Source organism: Streptomyces sp. NPDC039736 (assembly GCF_055596485.1).
Genome location: NZ_JBVIUQ010000020.1, coordinates 18,252 through 32,347, shown reverse-complemented (window position 1 = coordinate 32,347; position 14,096 = coordinate 18,252). Strand labels below are relative to the sequence as shown.

Here is a 14,096-nt window from a genome sequence, read left to right as displayed (position 1 = left end):
GGGCGGGTGTGCTGGGCGGCAGGTTCAGCTGGTGGCCGGTTCGGCGGGCTCGGGCTGTACCGCTTCCTCCGGCTCAGTCTGATCCTCGTGGTCGGCGGCATCGAGCTGCGGCTTCTCGGTCTGCCGGTAGAAGTCCTGGAGCCAGCGCCGTGAGATGCGGCCCGAGTGGCGGCGCCAGTGCTCCAGGTCACCCAGGAGCTGGGGCCAGTCCACCGGCACACCCAACGCCCGCAAATAGCCGATCGAGGAAGGCAGGTGCCGGTGCAGCCCAGCGACGCTCTGGCGGGACAGCAGGTGGAGATTTCGCTCCGCCGTGTTCGCCCGCATCTTCTTGTCCCGGTCCGGCCCTGTGCTGACGGCCGCAGCGAACGCCGTGCCGAGACTGGCCCCGTAGCGGGGCGCGACCGTGAGGCTTTCCTGCAGGGTGTCCGCGGCGGGCTCGGTGTTCTGCGTACGGGGCTGCGAGGCGATCATCGAGGCGACGGCGTAGTAGGCCCGCTCGGTGTCCACGGAGCGGCCTGTCTCCGGCAGCCACGGGGCAACGATCTTGTGCATGCGCGGCACCTTGTCCAGATCCTTGCGCAGGCCGCTGCGCAGCGCGCTCCGGGCACCGGGGTCCTTTGCGCACAACTGCTCGACCCACACCGTGAAGGCGTGGTGGCGGCTGCGGCGCTCGGTAGTCCGCGGCACGATGCCGTCGCCGGGCCACGGGGTCTGCTCGGGGGCGGTGGACGTCATCCGCTGTTCTCCTTGCCTGCGGGGGTGGCCGGGCCACCGGTGAGCTGCTTGGTGTTCTTGCGGGCACCGCCGTACAGCTCGATACGGGCTGCCGCGACGGCCCTGGCTCCGGGCAGGGTGCGGGTGGCGGGACGGGTCACCGTCTCGTACGCCTCCAGGGCCAGTTCCAAAAAGGCGCTGCGGGCCTGGGCGGCGTCGAACCCCGCGCCGAGTTCGGTTCCGGTACGGTCCAGGTGCCGGAAGCGGGCCCAGAACTCGGCCTCCGCACCCGGCCAGTACCGGGAGGCAGCCTCCGCAGCCCAAGGACCGCCGCCGGTCTTGGTGTCCCCGGTGTAGTCCGCCCATGCCTGCTTCACCGCCCGCCGCAACCGGAACCCGTACAGCTCGCCGAGCTGCCGCAGACGGCCCACCGGATGGGCGGTGCGCGGTGCGTGTTGTTCGACGAAACCCAGTACGGCCGGGGTGACACTGTCGACGAACTGGGTGTCCTTGGCCTGGCCCTCCTGGTCGAAACCCAGCGCCCGCACCCGCAGATCCGCCGAGACCTCATGGGCGTCGAGGAACACCTTCGGCTGCTGCGGCTGCCCCTCGGGCACGGTCTTCAGCAGCAAAGCATCCAGGTCCCGCCAGAGCGCCCTGGTGGAGTCGGCGGGCCGCGGATACGGGTTGCCCTGCTGGCTGATCTGCCAGATCAGGAAATCGTCGCTGCGGGGAATGCGCCCGCTGCGGTACGCCCAGGTGATGAAGGCATCCGCCACCCGACCCCCGTCCGCGCCGTCCGGCACCAGGAGCAGGGCTTGCTGCGAGCATGCGGTGAGCCGCGAACACGGGCCCGAGGGTGCAGGTGGTGCGGCATCGGGGTTGCGCAGCTCGTCCCACTCCCACGGGCATGTGTCGCTTGCGCGCCGCACCGTGCTCTCCGGGCGGACCAGTCCGGCCAGCAACGTCTCGAAAAGAGTGTTGCCCTCAGGGTGGTAGGAGAGCGAGGTGCGCAACGGACCCGCGGTGGCGCTGGCGCTCTTGACCCCGCCCACCTCGCGGGCCGAACAGCGCCCGGAGGCACCGTAGTAATGCCAGACCAGCATGTTCAGCACCGCCTCCGGGGCGGAGGGCAGATCGGGGGCAGCGTCGCTGCCGTGCCGCCACCAGGCATGGTTGTTGCCCGAAGCCCGGGTCACGATCAGTTTGTTGACCCCGGCCGTGTTCTGCGGATCACACTGCTCGGCCAGCCGGGGATCCTGCATCCACGGCCGGCCGCCGTCAGGGTCGTAGAGGAAGAACCGGGAGCGGTAGTCGGAGAAGTACTTCTCGATGCCCGCCGCCGGCAGCTCGTACGCCTCCAGAACGTCCGCCCTGCGGTCCGCCCAGTCGCGGCCGCCCGGCCTCGCCTCGTCGAGTTCCGTCACCCGGGCGGTGAGCGCGTACAGGATGCGCAGCAGCGCCGAGTGCGCGGGTGCATCAGCAACAGCGAGGCCAGCGATGTCACTGCAGCGCAGCAGCAGCTCACGCAGACCCACATGGTCGGGACGAGTGCCCGTCGCAGAGGAGGGTGGGTCCGGATTCCACTGCACCGGGATCCATGGTTCGTCGACGAGGTTGTAGGTGCTGGTGGACATGGAACTCCCTGTCAGCGGCCACAATGGGGGCGGTTCCCCGGACTGGACCGGGGGTGAGCCGCCTGCTGCCCGTAGAGGGATGAAGCGGCTTGACCTCTGCCCGCGCAAGCGGGTGACGCTGTCTCAACAAGCCTGTCAGCGGCCCGACTTGCTGAGACAGCAGCCAAAAAGTAGCGCATCGACAAAGCCTGCGGCCCGTAGATGACGAAACTTCAGCCAGAAGAGGACTCCAGCCCGACTTCCGAGATGGTGATGGTCCGGTCGCCGTGGCGGCAGCGCCACACGGAACCGTCGCGCCGCATGCGCAACAGCACCACCTCGCGGAGCAGCGGCTGCTTCTCCCAGCGCCTCGGCGCGGGATGACCCAGGGTGCCGTTACGCAGCCACCGGCCCGGCACCGGCGCTACGTGAGCCATGATCTGCATCAGTTCCGCACGGGAGAGGCCGTGCCGTCCCCCCTCAGGTACAGGCACATCCCCAGCCTCGTCCAGCGTCAGAGTGCCGCTGTCCTGCTCGTACAGGCACAGGACTCGCCCGCTGTCAGCTCCCAGGCGGGTGGTCAGAAGCTCCTCGGTCACACCGGCCGCATGCCGGCTGAGCCGGTGAAGATCACCGTTGACGTCGGCCGGAGCGTCGACGGCCACCATGGCGGCCAACTGCTCCTCCGCCATCTCACCAGCCTGCCGCTCGGCATCAAGACGCCTCAGATCCTCCTGGTAAGCGGCATCGGCGAGACCATCGACGAAATCCTCGGCATACACGGCGTCGACCAGCCGCTGCACATCACCGGGAACCTCAATGCCACCAGACTCCGCTGCGAGCAGGAGCGAGGTGCGTACCAGGAGCCCTGTGTCGTACACCCTGCCCCAGGAACGGGGCGCTTCCCTGGCGTTCTCGCTGGTGAACGGGTCAAGAACGACAAGCCGGGGCCGGTCCTCGGGCAGCGCCCAGGCGGGACGCCCATGCGGACCGCGCTCATGGCGGCATCCGCGGCCGGCCCGCTGCAGCAGCTGCGCCAGCGGGGCCAGGTCGCTGACAACGAGATCGAAGTCGAAGTCGAGCGACTGCTCCACCACCTGCGTCGCCACCAGGACGGACGCCGGCCGGGGACGGGCAGCATCCCCAAAAGTGCGGAGCTTGCCGTACGTAGCCTGACAGCCTGCGGTGATGACCTGACGGGAGTTCGCCGGATAACGCGAGTGCAGAATCCGCAAACCACCGTCACGGGCAGCCAGTTCGGGAAAAGCGGCGCACAGGTCGCGGTAGGTGCGCTGGGCCTCGGCGACCGTGGTGCAGCACACCAGAGCGGTCCCGCCATTCTCAACGACCCGCCGCAGTTCCTCACGCAACACCGCCCGACGGCCCCCGGCACGCACCGGGGACTCCGGCACATCAGCGGTGTCCCAGACGACCTTGCGCACGGCCACATCCAGGGTGCGCGAACGCCCCGTCTCCGTCGCGCGCGCCTCGGACACCACCCCTGTGGCCGAGGCGAACAGCCACCCCGGATACCGGGGCTCCACCGCCACCGGCTCGGTGAAGCCAGCCCCACGCCGGTAGGCCTCGACCAGAGAAGAGGCGGTGCGTCCGGTGAGGGTGGCGGACAACAGCACCACCGGAGCACCGAAGGCACCCAGCCACTCCAGCAACCGGACCAGCAGCTGATGCATCCACGGCCCATAGGCATGCGCCTCATCGACAACGAAGACCTTGTCGGAAAGACCGAACAGCCGCAGCACGTTGTACCGCAGCGGCAGCACCCCGCTCAGCGCCTGGTCGATGGTGCCCGCACCGAGCGGAGCCAGCAGACCCCGCTTGGACCCCCGCAGCCAGGTACCGGCTTCCGTCGCCGTCCCCCTATCCGCGCTCACCTGACCGTCCGGCCCCGGCACACCGGTGACCTGCCCATCGCCGACGTACGCGGGACTGAGCCACGCCATCGAGTGCAACAGCGCCAGCGCCCGCTCCCCCGCCAGCGCCCGCTCAGCGAACTCCTTCACCCGCGGATACATCGCATCGGCAGTCGCCATCGTCGGCAGCGCAAAGTACAGCCCCCGGGCACCCGCAGCCCGCCCCAGCACCGAAGCCGCGAACAACGCCGCCTCCGTCTTGCCCTCCCCCGTCGGCGCGGTCACCAGCACCAGCCCCGACCCGTGCGCACCCGCCAACCCCGGCAGATGCGCGGCAAGATCGGCCTGCAAAGCGTTCGGAGCGAAAGAAAACATGTCCTGGAACCGCTCGGCCGCGAACTGAGCCCGCCCCAAGCCCGCCTCCGCCACCAGCCCAGGGGCAGCCTTGCACACGGCCTGCCAGTGAACATCGACCTCACCCTCACCGCCCGCCCAGCCGGCCGGTGGCATCACCGCCTCAATCACCGCCTCCTGACTGGCCAGCCAGTCCGCCACCACCACCAGCCCGGCCACAATCACAGCCAAATGCGCCGAAAGCCCCCGCTCCGGCACCACGAACGCCCCCGTGACCCGCCGCAGCTCCGCGAAATGCGCCCGCCGCTGCACATCCCACCCCTCCTCTCCGAGACCGGGCTGGTAGACACTGCCACCCCACACCTCACGCTCCTTCAGCACCGGCCCGAAAAAGCCGTGATGCCCACCAAGCAACTGCGCAACCTGATGCCCCACCGCACCGCGCAACATCTGCCCAGCAGGCGTCCGACGCCCCTCGGGATACCCGACCTCAGCCAGCAGCACAGTCAACGCCCAATGCGTCGCCACCTCATGCCGAAACGCACGCTCCTGCTCCGCCCCCGCAGCGAACCGGTATCCAGCCTCGGCACGAACATCGGAAAAAGCCTCCGAGACCTGCGCCTGGAACGGCGGAGTGATCTTCCCCAGATCATGCAGACCAGCCCAGAACGACAACACCGCCCTCGCCTCCACCACCCCCACCCCCAGCGCGCCCGCCAACTCCCGCCGGATCCCCTCACCCAGCACGACATCCCACAAAGCCCCGAACACGGCAGCCGTATCCAGCAAATGACAGACCACCGGATACGGTCGGGACAGCCCCAACTCCTTGCCCCACAACCGGACATCCACCGGACACCCACGTCCCGGCACGCCTTCACGCTTCACCATGCACCGAGGAATAGCAGCTAGCACTGACAACGGGCCGATTCCCACTGCTCCCAAGGCCACCACCCACGGGACCGGAGCCATAGGATCCCCATCATGCGCCAACGACAGACGGCCAGACAGGCAGCTTCAGAGCCAGCGCTGGACGATCGTAAAGAATCGGCAAAGGGCCTATAGGCTTGCAGGTCAGAAAGGGTCCTCTCCGCGCGAGCGGAGGTAACCCGCCGGGCAACTACCCGTGGGGTCTGGCCCTTGCGTCCTCTCCGCGCGAGCGGAGGTAACCCGCTGCGCGAGCGATCCGGCGTCACCAGTCTGACGTCCTCTCCGCGCGAGCGGAGGTAACCCGACCTCGCTGAGCGGGTCAGGGTTGTACCGCATGTCCTCTCCGCGCGAGCGGAGGTAACCCGCCCCGGTCCGAACTTGCCACGGTCGTACCGCTGTCCTCTCCGCGCGAGCGGAGGTAACCCGGTCCAGATCCTCAGGTGCGCGGACGACCCGCGGTCCTCTCCGCGCGAGCGGAGGTAACCCGTCATCCGTGGCCGTGGTGCCGGCCGCGCTGGTGTCCTCTCCGCGCGAGCGGAGGTAACCCGCTCCCTTACACTCGGACCTAGACCTGTGCTTGGTCCTCTCTGCGCGAGCGGAGGTAACCCGGCCGCTCACCAGCGGGTTGCCGACGCCGAGCGGTCCTCTCCGCGCGAGCGGAGGTAACCCGGTCAAGGACTTCTTTACCAAGGCCGGCGAGGAGTCCTCTCCGCGCGAGCGGAGGTAACCCGTTGGTTACGGGGTGGCGGAGGACCCAGACCATGCCCTCTCCGCGCGAGCGGAGGTAACCCGCGGTCGTGCAGGCCCGCGAGGCGTTGCGGATGGTCCTCTCCGCGCGAGCGGAGGTAACCCGAGACCTACTGCGACGAATGCGCCGACCACGGCGTCCTCTCCGCGCGAGCGGAGGTAACCCGCCGCCCTCGCCCCGGGTCTCGATGAGCCCGCGGTCCTCTCCGCGCGAGCGGAGGTAACCCGGAAAACGGCCGCCCCCGGGCCCCTGCACACCCGTCCTCTCCGCGCGAACGGAGGTAACCCGGTCCGCATCACCTCCATCGAGGTCGCCGGGGAGTCCTCTCCGCGCGAGCGGAGGTAACCCGGTCCAGTGCAGAAGTCAGCCCCGGGGCGGCCAGTCCTCTCCGCGCGAGCGGAGGTAACCCGGTCCACGGGGCGTTGCCGGTGGTGGATTGCAGGTCCTCTCCGCGCGAGCGGAGGTAACCCGTCACGTGACTTTCCTCGGAACTGGGTGATCGGGTCCTCTCCGCGCGAGCGGAGGTAACCCGGTGCCGTCGGGGATGGCTTCGGCGAGGCGAGAATCCTCTCCGCGCGAGCGGAGGTAACCCGCCTCAGATGGAGGGTGTCACCGAGGCCACCGAGTCCTCTCCGCGCGAGCGGAGGTAACCCGCCGGTCCGCTACGCCGGTACCCGGCCGACGAGGTCCTCTCCGCGCGAGCGGAGGTAACCCGTGCTGTGGCTCCGCCATGCGTCCGCTGGAACCGTCCCCTCCCCCGTGGCTCGATTCGCTCGTCACGGCCGTATTCACGCCGGGCCGCCTTGCCACTACACCGCCTGCGGGGCGCACTTGCGGGGCAGGTGCCGCCACACGTCGTACCGACGCTCCTTGCACCGCCCCTTCTTGAACTCCCATCGCAGTGACTCAAGCCACCTCACCAACCGCCCGCCGGGAGTAAGGCGCCGAGGGTACGGCCGTTCCAGCTCGTTCGGCTCGGGCCCGCCGCAGCGCTGCGGCCTCAGTCGCCGCGGCCTGGCGGCGGCGCTGGGTGCGGGCCTGCTCGATCGGAGCCGACGCGTCGTCCGCGACGACGTCGGGTTCGGGGAACGCCTGGCGGGACAACGTCCGCATCGCGGCGGTCTGCCGTTCCACCGACGCCGCGACAGCCGGGTCTACCCTGGACGGCACGGTGACCTCACGGTGCGCAGCGAGCGCGCGACGGTAACCCTCGCTCGCCGTCTCTCTGGTCCTCACCGGACCAGCGAGTGCACCCGGGGCCGGGCCTACCGGAACAGCGTCGGCCGGGCCGGGCACGAGGTCGGGGCCGGGCGGCAGAACCCGCAGGGCACGTACGACGATGCGGCCCGCTGAGCGGTTGGCGGCCGCGATGACGCGGGTCCGCTCCAGACGGGTCTTCGTCGCCCACGCCGATGACTCCGGGCGCACGGTGAGCTGACCGGAGTCCGCGTCGTACGACACGGCGGCGACGTGCCCGGCAAGATCAGGGGCGATGACCGCCCACCGCTCGCGCAGGGAAGCGCCGGCGGTCGAGAGCTCCCAAGCCCGTTCGGTGACCAGCGCGCCGATCGCCGTGCCCAGGCCCGTCGGCTCGCGCCCGTCGCGCCGCACCGTACGGACCGGCCGCGGCTTCGACTTGGCCTTCTGGCCGTTGCCGTTATTACGAGCCGCCTCCACCGCGGCTCGCAGCGCGACCCGGGCCAGGTCGGCGCCGGACGTCTCGCCGTTGCTCATGCCTGCTCCCAGGTGGTATAGCCGAGGTCCAGGTGCCCGAGGTCGGCCAGGCGTCGCACCTTCGCGACGAACGCCCGGGTGAACAGGCGCTGCGCCGACAGCTCGCCGTACCGGTCGATGTGGTCGTGGACGAGCTGGTGGTCGGCGGCGGCGCGGTAGCGCCAGTCCAGGACCTGCTCCCGGGTGAGGTCCTCGAGGACCAGCTCCTGGTCGTCGTCGACGTCGGCGAACTCCGGCTCCGCGGCAGGCACGATGACGGCGGCCGGGCGCGGCGCGGGCAGTACGGCCGGAGTCACCGGTGCGGCCGGGGCGTCGTCGGCCGGCTGTGCGGACGCGGCTTCGGCGCGGGCTTGAGCTGCGGCGGCCCGCTGCTCACGGACCTGCTCAAAGCGGCGGGCCTTGGCCCACGCTTCGGCGGTCACGTCCCTGTGCAGCTGCTGCTCGGTGGCCGTACGGCGCTTGGTCTCCGAGGCGTGCGGCATCGCGGTGTCGACGGCGGCGGCGACCGTGCGGCGCTGGGCACGGCGGTCGTGCTGCCGGTCCTCGCAGCGCGGGCAGTCCCGGCCGGAGTCGAGCAGCGCGCCCTCGTCGCACCGGGGCTCGGCACACAGCTGGCGCTGCGGCAGGGCCCGGCCGATCAGCCAGCCCACCGGGTCCTCGATCGGCTTGCCTAGCCGCATCTGCTCGTCCAGGCGCCGGGCGAGCCGGTCGGCGAGGATCTGCGGCGCATTCGTGCGACCGGCGAACCCGATCACCTGCTCCAATTCGCTGCCCGCCGCGGCTTCTACCAACTTCCGGGCGACCGGACGCTCCAGGCGCGCCCAGACCCGGTTGACCGGGGCCAAGGCGGCCCGCAGATCCTTCGGCGGCAGAGGCACACTCCCCCGCTGCTGCCTGCCCTGGCCCGCACCGTCCACGACCCGCACCGGAGCACCGGCCACCGGCCCGCGACCGGTCTTCTCGCTGCTGATCGACGGGGACTTCTTCGGCTGTTCCCCGCGGAGCGGGCCGCCGTCCTCGCGCACGCACGCGCGGTCCGGCAGATCACCGGACCCACCACGGCCTTCGCCGGAAAAGCCACAATCAAGCTGCTGAGGGACGACGGGAGAAACGAGGTGAGGGTGGTCAGTGTGAAGGGCTGCCGCAACGTCGGGCTCTGCAACATCCGCCTCATCTGTCACCGGCACGCCGCTGACCTGCGGTTCCGTCTCCAGACCGGGCACCTCACCAGCCCCTGCCGCAACATCGGGACCTGAAAACTCGGACTCTGGGGCCTCCGCACGGTCCTCCTGGACGTTGTCGCCAAGCTCACGGCCGTGTGCGGCAGCGACCGCCGGCACCATCAGCCGCGACCGGTTCGGCATGCCCGAGCCCGTCTTCAGACGCACCCGCAGCACCAGCTCCCGGTCCTCCAGACGCTCCAGCACCCGCTCCCCCGCCGACGCCGTGCACCCGAGCAACCGGGCCACCGTCGCCGCGGCCCGGCCGCGCTTGGTGTCCACCTTCCCGCCGCACTGCCGCACCCGCCCGGTCTCCCGCGCCTGAAGCACCAGCAGCAGCAGCGCGAGACGATCCGTCGCCGCGCCCCGGCCGGTACGCGTACCGATCAGCCCGGCCGGGGTGACCCGGCCGTCCTTGTGGTTCCAGCCCGGCGCCATCACGGCCTCGAACAGCCGCTGGAGCGTCGCGTACTCCGTCTTCGAGAGGTTCAGCGGGTGCCCGACCACGCCCTGCGCGGCCCACAAGGGCAGCACCTTGCACATCACGCCCTCGTGCTGGCGGTACTCGCCCTTCGCCGTCTCCACCGACACGATGCCCGAGCGGCGCAGCACCGGCAGCACCTCGGACGCCGTGTACGACGCCGACGCCCCGATCCACCGGCCCAACTCCGAGGTCCGGATCTCCACCACGCCGGTCTCCGTCGGCGTCCGCGACGCCAGCACCAGCACCGCCAGACGCACCGCGTCTGACGCACCGCCCAGGCCCGCGACGCCCAGCAGCGCACGCACCGCGCCACCCAGACGGGCACGAGCGTCCCGCCCCAGCGACAGCGGGTGACCCGCCGCCCGCTTCGGAACCGGCCCGGCCGGGAGGGACGACTTCCTACGCGGGCGCGCGAAAGCGGCAGCCGACGCCGCCACGGCGCTCATCGGCCCACCGCCCCGGCCGAAGCGGTGAGGGACTCCAACATCGTTTGTGTCATGGGACTGGTGTACGCGCCAAAGCGGACACCCCCCTGAGCAGGCAAAACGCGCGCTTCGTGATCCATCCGCCGACCCTGCACCAGGCGTCCTGTGGACAGACGCCGGTGAGCCCGGATTACCCCCGGCGCTCCCGCACGGTGAGAGACGATCTTGCTTTCCGTCCCGTCCCACGGGAAGCCGCTCAAAGGACCACTGGAGCTGAGGTTGTGGACGATCTCTGTAAACGGGTGAACGAACAGGGCAGCGGGCGTTGCTACGGGAGACGGCGAGGCCATCCCGGAAACAGCCCCTTCGTTGCTCCCCGCCGAAGACCCCACTTCCTTCTGGAAGCAGGAGGAGGGCGAGGAAACGGACAGCGATTCCGTCACACGGGAAGCGCGAACAAGGCGAACATGCCCGAAACGGACATGCTCCCGCTTTTCAGCGGACACAACATCAGGCACTATGGCGATACCGACCTTCATATGGATCAACGCGGATGGCCCCCTGGTGGGGGCTCGACTCGATGGCTCATGTGGATGTGTGGGCGCCCCCTCCGTGAGGAGCGGGCACCGGACGAAGAACCAGAGGCGAGTCCTCTCTCCTTTGCGTGATTCGAACGGACGTTCCAAGGGCCCTTGCAGGGGCTGGCGGAACTGTTGTGCAGAGGCCCTCTTGCAGAAGGGCAACTGCGTTGGTGCTCGGTCCTCGCGGACCGGGTGGTGCATCGCATTGCAAAACCCAGCTCGATGAGCTGGAGCCCAGAGCCGGGTGCGAACCGGGGACTGGGTGGCCGACCTGATGGTCGGCGCGAAGGGCCGCGCGAGGCCGGAGTGGATTGCAGTCCACTCGTTTGGCGCGCGCGGCCGGTGGCGGCTACGTCACCCCGACCCCCTCGAAACCGAAGGCGGAGTCGGCGTACCCGAAACCGGAATTGAGTCAGTCCTCGTGCGGACCTCCCTGAGCAACGGCCGGGTGCTCCTTGGCCAGGCCCCGGAGGAACTCCGCGTACTTCAGGCGGTTACTGCGGTGGGGCTGCGTGCGGCCGGCTTCCCATCCGACGACGGCGAGGCGTCTGACGCCGAGGATCTCGGCGACTTCCTCCTGAGTGAGGTTCGCGGCGATGCGAAGCTGCCGACGAATGTGCGGCGGAGGCAGCGTGTCAGCATCCACTAGGGCATCGTCTCGACGCAGCGGATCCGACATGACAGCCTCCATCCCACCTGATGTTCTCCAAAACCATACATCATTGGATCTTCGTGAGGGAAGTGCCTGGCCTGCCGCCAACGAAACGGCGATGCCGACGTCACGGACAGGCGTGGTCACGAGAACCCCAGGTGCGAGTTCGCGGCGCGTGCGGCCTCCGCGAGTTCCGGCAGCTCCACAACCCCCACGCCCGCCTCGGCGAGCTGCTCGACCCCTACGCAGTCGGCGACGAACAACGGCGGTTCGCGCCAGGCGATGACAACGCGCGGGATCCCGGACTCAAGGATCCGCTGCGTGCACGGAGTGCGATCCGCGCTCCGCTGGGAGCACGGTTCTAGGGACGAGTAGATCGTCGCCGTGGCCAGCCGCAGGTCGCTCACCGGGAGCTTCGCGAGGGCGGCCTCCTCCGCGTGTTCACGCGGATCGGCCTCGCGCGAGTAGCCGGCCGCGAGCTCGGTGCCATCCTCGGCAACGATGACCGCGCCCACCGAGTACGCCCCGGCGGCCGGGGGGCACAGCGCGGCGAGCTCGATCGCGCGCCGCATCCAGCGGAGGTCCTCGTCTCGGTTGGGCGCGTACATCAGCCACGCTCCTTTGGGGCGTAGCGCAGCAGCACGACGTCGCCGATCGGGCGAGCCTCCAGCAGACGCATCCGAGAGGTCGACCCGCCCGGGTAGTCGGCAGCGTCTAGGAATTTCGGAGCGCTGGCCTGGCCCACGAGCAGCGGTGCCACAGCGAGGTGGACCTCGTCGGCCAGGTTCTGCGCCATAAGCTGGGTGTGGATCGTGCCGCCACCCTCCACCATCAGCTGCGTGACGCCGCGACGCCCGAGCTCATCGAGGGCCAGGCCCCAGTCGAGGTCGGCCCCCACGCTGACGACGTCGGCGAGGTCCCCGAGTGTCGCACGGACCTTGTCCACCGCGCCGTCGACGGTGACGACCAACTTGTCGCCGCCGTGGTGCCAGAATTTCAGGTCGGCGGTGAGGTCGCCGGTGCGGGTGACCGTGACCTTGAGCGGGTAGGCCGGCTTGCCGTCGGCGACGCGCTGAGCACGGCGTTCGTCGCTGTTGACCAACAAGCGCGGGTTGTCCCGGCGCACGGTGTTCGCGCCGATCAGGATGGCGTCGGACTCCGCGCGGACCTGGTCGACGCGGTCGAAGTCCTCAGGGTTGGAGAGCAGCAGCCGCTCGGGGCTGGTGTCGTCCAGGTAGCCGTCGACTGACATGGCGGCGGACAGTACGACGTACGGGCGGGCAGTCATCAGGCTTCCGTTTCTGTCTCGTGGGCGAGGGTGGAGTCGAAGGCGGCACGGAATTCGGAGACCGAGGCCTCGCGCTGCCAGGGGATCAGGGCCTTGTCGAGCTGGACAAGCTCGTTGGTGATCCGGCCGGAGCCGGTGTCGGCCGCGACCGTCAACGCGTGCATGCCAACCGTTGCGGCACGCTCCGGATCGCGGGTGCCGGCCAGTGCCACGGCCTGCCGCGCCATGTAGACGCCGCGATCGCGGTGGTAGTCGTCGGGCATCAGCCGGATCGCGTCGGCGAAGGCGTCGGCGGCCTGGTCGTGCTTGCCGAGGGCCTCCAGCCCCTGAGCGCGGTGGACTTCTACGTACGAGGCGTTCAGCCACACGCCCCACGGGGTGGGGTCGGAACCGATGCTGTCCAGGGCGTTGCGCACGTAGTCGATGGCGCGCTCGCTGTCGTCAGCGTCACCGCGCAGGGCGTGCCCGTACGCCTCGTAGGTGCGGGCGACGGCGGCGAGCCGGCTGCGGGGCCGGGCCATCCTCTGGGCAGCTTCGGCCAGGTCAACGACGTCGGCCAGGTCGGCCGTGTCACCGGCCAGTTGGGCCTTGCGGGCCATGACGTAGGTGGTCAGGTCGGTGTCGCCGACCGTGTACGACCACTGCATCGCCCTGTCGAGCCAGTACGACGCGGCGTCCGGGTTGCCCAGGTCCTGGTGAAGCCAGGACAGGAATTCCCCGTACTGCGTCTGGAGCTCCATCAGGTCGCGCCGGTCAGCGCCCTTCGCCTCCCGTCGCAGTTCCTTGATGACGTCGATGTAGTCGCGCGTCGCCTTGAGGGCATGGCGCGGCCCGAGCAGGTTGTCGCCGTCGATCAGCAGACGGCGGGTACGGCGCAGATGTTCCACCGGTGTCGATCCGTACGCCGACGCGGCCCGAGCCCTGCGAACCAGGCCCGACACGCCGTCCGATTCCGCAGCCGCCGGCGAACCAACGCCGACCGCCGCCGCGGCTCCCAACCCCACCCCCGCGCGCAGCAGTGCACGCCGTTCCAGAGCCACCCAAACCACCGACCCATCGCGTAGACGACACGGGACCGAGATCCCTTCACCGTCCGACGCTGCCTGGTCTGCTGCCGTCAAGGCCAGGGTGACCGCCGACTTGGCCACATGAACGGGCGGATTGGCCACATGGCCACGCTCGTCACCGATCCGCTCCCAGAGGCGGAGCAGCATCCCGCTGGCGTCCAGGGCGGCGTCCAGGAGCGCCGCCTGGGTACGGTCGGCCATACGCTCCGCTCGTTCGAATCGCCCCAGGTGGGAGTAGTCGATGCGGGCCCGCTTCGAGAGTTCACGAAGGCTGAGGCCCCGCGAGTTCCGCAGCTCGCGCAGCTGGTAGCCCCAGTTGTGGAGGGGAGACACCCAGGGCGTCAGCTCCCTTGGTTTCTGTGCCATCCCGCCCCAATCCTGTGGCTGATGTGGCCAGTTCACCCGGCCA

Annotated in this window: 9 protein-coding genes and 1 CRISPR repeat array; all 9 genes read right to left on the bottom strand. The window is 69.9% G+C overall.

Going from position 1 to position 14,096, the window contains the following annotated elements:
• Positions 1 to 24: 24 nt before the first annotated feature.
• On the bottom strand, positions 25 to 738 hold the full coding sequence (gene casB, locus ACZ56L_RS35140; RefSeq protein WP_471069228.1) for a type I-E CRISPR-associated protein Cse2/CasB: 714 nt from the start codon (positions 736 to 738) through the stop codon (positions 25 to 27).
• Complete coding sequence (gene casA, locus ACZ56L_RS35135; RefSeq protein WP_471069226.1) at positions 735 to 2,354, bottom strand: type I-E CRISPR-associated protein Cse1/CasA; 1,620 nt, start codon at positions 2,352 to 2,354, stop codon at positions 735 to 737. Before casA ends, casB begins: the two co-directional genes overlap by 4 nt.
• A 212-nt stretch (positions 2,355 to 2,566) precedes the next feature.
• On the bottom strand, positions 2,567 to 5,449 hold the full coding sequence (gene cas3 / locus ACZ56L_RS35130; RefSeq protein WP_471069224.1) for a CRISPR-associated helicase Cas3': 2,883 nt from the start codon (positions 5,447 to 5,449) through the stop codon (positions 2,567 to 2,569).
• A 192-nt stretch (positions 5,450 to 5,641) separates the two neighbouring features.
• A CRISPR array of direct repeats spans positions 5,642 to 6,951; the repeat unit is 29 nt; unit sequence GTCCTCTCCGCGCGAGCGGAGGTAACCCG.
• Between the two features lie 191 nt (positions 6,952 to 7,142).
• Entirely contained in the window at positions 7,143 to 7,970 is an 828-nt protein-coding gene (locus tag ACZ56L_RS35125) for a DciA family protein (protein WP_471069222.1), read from the bottom strand.
• Positions 7,967 to 9,979 carry a hypothetical protein gene (locus tag ACZ56L_RS35120; protein WP_471069220.1) on the bottom strand — a complete coding sequence of 671 codons (2,013 nt, stop codon included), beginning with the start codon at positions 9,977 to 9,979 and terminating at the stop codon, positions 7,967 to 7,969. The genes ACZ56L_RS35125 and ACZ56L_RS35120 overlap by 4 nt, the downstream gene beginning before the upstream one ends.
• Positions 9,980 to 11,092: 1,113 nt before the next feature.
• Positions 11,093 to 11,359, bottom strand: a complete 267-nt coding sequence (locus ACZ56L_RS35115; protein ID WP_471069219.1) for a helix-turn-helix transcriptional regulator — start codon at positions 11,357 to 11,359, stop codon at positions 11,093 to 11,095.
• 116 nt (positions 11,360 to 11,475) lie between these two features.
• Entirely contained in the window at positions 11,476 to 11,940 is a 465-nt protein-coding gene (locus tag ACZ56L_RS35110; protein WP_471069217.1) for a dCMP deaminase, read from the bottom strand.
• Positions 11,940 to 12,620: a RibD family protein gene (locus ACZ56L_RS35105; RefSeq protein ID WP_471069215.1), complete on the bottom strand. Its 681-nt coding sequence runs from the start codon at positions 12,618 to 12,620 to the stop codon at positions 11,940 to 11,942. The genes ACZ56L_RS35110 and ACZ56L_RS35105 overlap by 1 nt, the downstream gene beginning before the upstream one ends.
• Positions 12,620 to 14,053 (bottom strand): helix-turn-helix domain-containing protein, encoded by a 1,434-nt coding sequence (locus ACZ56L_RS35100; protein ID WP_471069213.1) that lies wholly within the window; start codon positions 14,051 to 14,053, stop codon positions 12,620 to 12,622. Before ACZ56L_RS35100 ends, ACZ56L_RS35105 begins: the two co-directional genes overlap by 1 nt.
• Positions 14,054 to 14,096: the final 43 nt, after the last annotated feature.

Excerpts from the sequence above, each read along its gene's own strand:
- casB (WP_471069228.1), bottom strand. The coding sequence starts at position 738 with ATGACGTCCACCGCCCCCGAGCAGACCCCGTGGCCCGGCGACGGCATC.
- casA (WP_471069226.1), bottom strand. The coding sequence starts at position 2,354 with ATGTCCACCAGCACCTACAACCTCGTCGACGAACCATGGATCCCGGTG.
- cas3 (WP_471069224.1), bottom strand. The coding sequence starts at position 5,449 with ATGGTGAAGCGTGAAGGCGTGCCGGGACGTGGGTGTCCGGTGGATGTC.
- ACZ56L_RS35125 (WP_471069222.1), bottom strand. The coding sequence starts at position 7,970 with ATGAGCAACGGCGAGACGTCCGGCGCCGACCTGGCCCGGGTCGCGCTG.
- ACZ56L_RS35115 (WP_471069219.1), bottom strand. The coding sequence starts at position 11,359 with ATGTCGGATCCGCTGCGTCGAGACGATGCCCTAGTGGATGCTGACACG.
- ACZ56L_RS35110 (WP_471069217.1), bottom strand. The coding sequence starts at position 11,940 with ATGTACGCGCCCAACCGAGACGAGGACCTCCGCTGGATGCGGCGCGCG.
- ACZ56L_RS35105 (WP_471069215.1), bottom strand. The coding sequence starts at position 12,620 with ATGACTGCCCGCCCGTACGTCGTACTGTCCGCCGCCATGTCAGTCGAC.
- ACZ56L_RS35100 (WP_471069213.1), bottom strand. The coding sequence starts at position 14,053 with ATGGCACAGAAACCAAGGGAGCTGACGCCCTGGGTGTCTCCCCTCCAC.